This is a genomic window from Leptolyngbya sp. FACHB-711 (assembly GCF_014695615.1).
Taxonomy (GTDB): Bacteria; Cyanobacteriota; Cyanobacteriia; order Elainellales; family Elainellaceae; genus Leptolyngbya_A.
In genome coordinates, this window is record NZ_JACJOR010000058.1 from 1 (window position 1) to 4,511 (window position 4,511).

Below are 4,511 nucleotides of genomic sequence, written 5' to 3' on the forward strand. Positions count from 1 at the left end.
GCGTCGATCGCTTATCCCCTTAATCATTGTGATTGTTTTGCAGGGATTATTTTATCCCCAGAGCGTCTTTCTTTCTGCGGGGCTATTATTCATTCGCCTGTGGCAATTTCGCGGTGGAATTGGATTGAATCGATCGCATTTAAGATTATCGATCGCCGGATTAATTGCTGCTTTTTTGATTCTGCTGCCGTATGCACTGCAATCTTCTCCCTATTCACCGATAATTACCGCAGATCAAGCCAGGCCATTGCCTGCGTTTAGTGAAACAGGTTGGTCAAAGTTTTTCGTGAATCATTTCACTGACTTCTGGCTGTGCGGTAAACGAAGTGGCATGATGCCCACCGAATGGTGTGATTTAGCCAGAGAAGGCAATGCGTTGGGATGGCTAGGAATTCCGCAGCTTTGGCTCGTTGTATCGCTGCCTCTCCTTCTAAAATTTCGAAATCGGTTTCCTTTCGCCAATCAGGTTCGATCGCAAATTGTATTGCTGCCGCAGCTTCTCATCGTATCGTTGGGCTGGTTCCTTTTAGCGCATCTGGTTTTGTTTCGGCTGCATCTTCCCAATCGTTATACCGAGCATAGTTTTCGCATGATCGCTGCTTTAGCGGCTGGTGTAGCGATCGTCATTCTTTGGGATTCCCTAATGCGTGTTCTGCTGGCTCGTAAACCAATGAACGGTCGAGTTCAGGCTGCCGTAGTTTCTGGTTTGTCTGTCCTTGCTACCGGATTGCTCTTTTTGTATCCCTATACATTGCGAATTGATGGCGATGCGTTTCCCGTAACGGGATATATCACAGGTGAATTTCCAGAACTGTACCGTTTCTTTCAACAGCAGCCCAAAGAGATTCAAATCGCATCGCTCAGCGCTGAAGCCAATCAGCTTCCCAGTTTTGCTCAGCGATCGATTCTGGTTGGCGGTGAGGGCTATTTGCTGCCCTATCACGTCCAATATTTTGAGGAAATGAGTCAGCGCACAACCGATCTGATGCAGGCGCAATATAGCCCTGATCTGAATCAGGTAAAGAATTTTATTCAGAAATATGACGTGGATTTTTGGCTAGTTGAGCGATCGTCCTTTGAGCCAAAATACCTGGAGGAAAACTCAATCTTTCGTCAGTTTCCAGCAGTTTCTCAGCAGCTTCAACCCGGCAATGCTGCCCTGCAACAAACTGCACGAGCCTGCACAAAGGCGCGAATTCGCCGCTTTCGAATTTTGGATGCAAATTGCATTCAGCAGCAGTCTTAATTGGGGCAACAGCGAATGCAGAGAAGCGAACCCTTGAAGTAGAACTTGCTGGTTTGCAAGCTGCTGCCTCAATGATTCGCCTCAATTTGTTTGTGAGTTAGTTTGATTAGACTGATCGATCGCCGATCGAAGATAATCCCACGTTGATCGCTCAGCTAAATTGCCTACGGCATCGGGTGAAACAGCAGGTCAGGAAAGAAGCGATTGAACTCAATCACGCTGGCTGACAGAACGACCAGGGTGACCGTTAGTGCCACGGGTGCGAGAGAGAGGTACTTGACGAAGTTTTGCATAGGATAGCTCCAGAGGAACGGAAGAGAGAATCAGAAACTAGCGCGGTCCGACGGGAATTTTGTTGTCAGCCTCAACGAGTTCACCCGTGGTCAGCTCTTTCAGGGCAGCTAGGGGCCAGGCGAGGGCAGACACAACACATTTGACGGCGAGCGGCACATCAATCAGAACTTCCTTCATTTCGGGGTTCTTGGTCTTCCGCACGTTGATCAGATAGGAGCGACCCGACCAGCCGATCAAGCCTGCAATGTACAGGAACATGATGCCAGGAATCATAAATTCTCCGGCGTGGCTGAGACGACCATCTGCAATCAGGTGAGGTAAACCGTCAGGACCGCAGAGTACCTGGGAGTTAGCATAAGCCTCGAAGCGAGCCTTTGCCTGAGGAGTCCGAGCCTGGGCAGCCCGGGCCTGGAAAGCCTGAGATTCGCTACAAGGGGTAAGTCCAGCGATATCAGCCGAAGCAGGGGGCACGAACCCAACCCACAGGAATAGAACGACAACGAGAGCAAACAATCTTCGCATGGAGTTGTTTCCCTTTATTACAAAAAACAAAGAAATTTGTACAAATTGTTAAGGAGTTTGTACAAAGAAGATTAGCGTTTCAGTGCAATCATACTCTTCCAGGGAAACCTCGTAAAGTTAAGCTTTTAAAAGAACTTTACGCCTAAATCAAACCGCTCAAACGATCGATCGAAAACCCTACTGCCGTTTAGCCATTCGCCTTCACTGCCTCGTCTTCAGCAATTTTCTGTCAACGTTAGTTTGCAATTTTTAACTCTATATGTTTTTTTCGGAGCACATTCAGATCGTAATAGGTTGATTAATTTTTGCAAACAGATTTCTGCTTGGCTGCAAATTGATTAGGAGGCTAGGGATAATCCTTCATAATTTAGTTTGAGGCATCGCTTCAGACGACAATCAAGCATCATCAAGAACTCTCGCAAGGCTATGGCAACCGTTCTGGCAATCGAAACAAGCTGTGATGAAACTTCTGTCGCGATCGTGCGCGATCGGGAGGTGCTGAGTAACATTGTCTCTTCGCAGATTAAACTGCATCAGCAGTATGGCGGCGTTGTGCCCGAACTGGCTTCGCGACAGCATCTTGAAACCGTTAATTGGGTGCTCGACGCAGCCTTGCAGCAGGCAAAACTGGACTGGCACGCCATTGATGGCGTTGCTGCGACCTGTGCCCCCGGTCTGGTTGGTGCGCTGTTGGTGGGTGTGACCGCAGGCAAAACGCTGGCAATGCTGCACCAAAAGCCGTTTCTGGGCGTTCATCACCTGGAGGGGCATATCTACGCTTCTTACTTAAGCGAGCCGGACCTTCAGCCGCCGTTTCTCTGTTTGCTCGTGTCAGGTGGGCACACAAGCCTAATTCATGTGAAAGACTGCGGACACTATGAAACGCTGGGGCAGACCCGCGACGATGCCGCCGGAGAAGCGTTTGATAAAGTAGCGCGGTTGCTCGATTTGGGCTATCCGGGTGGTCCCGTGATCGATCGCCTCGCCAAAGCAGGAAACCCCGCCGCGTTTGCCCTGCCCGAAGGCAAAATCTCTTTGCCCGAAGGCGGCTATCACCCTTATGATTCCAGCTTTAGCGGCTTAAAAACTGCCGTGCTGCGCCTGACCCAAACCGTTTCACCAACTGCTCTCTCTGTGCCTGATCTGGCTGCTAGCTTTCAGGCGGCGGTTGCTAAAGCCTTAACCAAAAGAACGATCGCTTGCGCGTTGGACAATGGGCTGAAAACGATCGCAGTTGGCGGAGGCGTTGCGGCGAATAGCGGTTTGCGCCATCACCTGCAATCGGCAGCGGAGGAACATGGTCTGCGTGTGTTGTTTCCACCCCTCAAATTTTGTACCGACAACGCAGCGATGATTGCTTGTGCGGCTGCCGAGCATCTCGATCGTGGTCACGTTTCCCCACTAACGCTAGGTGTTCAATCCCGGCTGTCGCTGGGGGCGGTAATGGATTTGTATAACGAAGCAAGCTAAGCCGAGTACTTTTCTAAAACTGCCCGAATTTCAGCAACCGTCACATCGGGCTGCTCAATCATGGCGAGATGACCGCAATCTGAAATTTCGCTGACATTGTGACCGCAAAACTCAAAAGAGGGATGAAAGCTTGCCAGATGGCGGACGTATTTCGGCTCCATCACCGTGTCTTTTTGTCCGGTAATAAAATGAACAGGCTGCTGAAGCTGAGCAACTACCTGGGGAAGCTGATGGACTTCGGCTTCGGTCGTCGAGTCGAGCAAGCTCCTGAGGGCAGCTTCTGCATTGGCTACCAGCAGGTCTTGCAGACGTTGCTTAGCCCACCGTCGGGCGATCGGACGATAAACATTAATTCGGGTCAGAAGCAGGTCGAGAAACGGCAGATAGGACAACCAGCGCGGACGAAACTTGACTAACTGTTCTCCCGCCAGGCGAAACCGCTCAAACTCTTCCTTCAGATAAATCCCGCCCCCTGCGTTCACGCAAACCACACCCTCGATTGTGTCAGGCGCGAGATGGGCTGCCCATAGTGCGATACTGCCACCCAACGAATGACCCACAATCCAGGCTTTTTTAATTTGCAGTTCCGCCAGCAGGTGAACGAGATCCTGAGCATAGGCAGCAGGGGTATAGCGATTTGAGCTTATCTCAGCCTGATCAGCCGCTGTCTGATCGGGTAGGGAAACCGGGACAGAACCGCTTGCCCCACTGCTTGCCTCACGATTTAATGTTGGGTGATCAATCGCTACTGAAGTGGGACTTGCCACACTAACGGCTGTTTTTTGAACCACGGTTTCAGGCACGGGTTCGGTTAAATCGAGTTCGGTTAAATTTTGAGGCAAGGCTTGGGCAGCAGGCGCGCTGTTAGGAAAATTTTGAGAATGACCGAAACCTCGCAGGTCATAAGCAAGGCATTGATAGTTTCCTGCTAGCTGCTCAATCACAGGCTGCCAATAAGCCCGGCTCAGTAGCCAACCAT

The 4,511-nt window shown here is 50.5% G+C and carries 5 protein-coding genes; 2 read left to right on the forward strand and 3 right to left on the reverse strand.

The features are described from left to right. On the forward strand, positions 1-1,246 hold a 1,246-nt coding region (locus H6F80_RS01275; protein WP_190789809.1), incomplete at its 5' end, for a hypothetical protein. 164 nt (positions 1,247-1,410) lie between these two features. Here H6F80_RS01275 and H6F80_RS01280 read toward each other — a convergent pair. Then, a complete protein-coding gene (locus tag H6F80_RS01280) occupies positions 1,411-1,539 on the reverse strand; it encodes a photosystem I reaction center subunit IX (RefSeq protein WP_190789810.1) in 129 nt (42 codons plus the stop codon). Positions 1,540-1,576: 37 nt separating this feature from the next. Then, on the reverse strand, positions 1,577-2,062 hold the full coding sequence (locus tag H6F80_RS01285) for a Photosystem I reaction center subunit III (protein WP_190789811.1): 486 nt from the start codon (positions 2,060-2,062) through the stop codon (positions 1,577-1,579). 426 nt (positions 2,063-2,488) lie between these two features. Here H6F80_RS01285 and tsaD point away from each other — a divergent pair, with 426 nt between their 5' ends. Then, complete coding sequence (tsaD, locus tag H6F80_RS01290; protein WP_190789812.1) at positions 2,489-3,532, forward strand: tRNA (adenosine(37)-N6)-threonylcarbamoyltransferase complex transferase subunit TsaD; 1,044 nt, start codon at positions 2,489-2,491, stop codon at positions 3,530-3,532. Here tsaD and H6F80_RS01295 read toward each other — a convergent pair. Beyond that, the coding region (locus H6F80_RS01295; RefSeq protein ID WP_190789813.1) for an alpha/beta fold hydrolase at positions 3,529-4,511 on the reverse strand (983 nt) is incomplete at its 5' end. The two genes, tsaD and H6F80_RS01295, sit on opposite strands and share 4 nt — an antisense overlap.

Coding starts and splice junctions, on each gene's coding strand:
- H6F80_RS01285 (WP_190789811.1), bottom strand. CDS start 2,062: ATGCGAAGATTGTTTGCTCTCGTTGTCGTTCTATTCCTGTGGGTTGGG.
- H6F80_RS01280 (WP_190789810.1), bottom strand. CDS start 1,539: ATGCAAAACTTCGTCAAGTACCTCTCTCTCGCACCCGTGGCACTAACG.
- tsaD (WP_190789812.1), top strand. CDS start 2,489: ATGGCAACCGTTCTGGCAATCGAAACAAGCTGTGATGAAACTTCTGTC.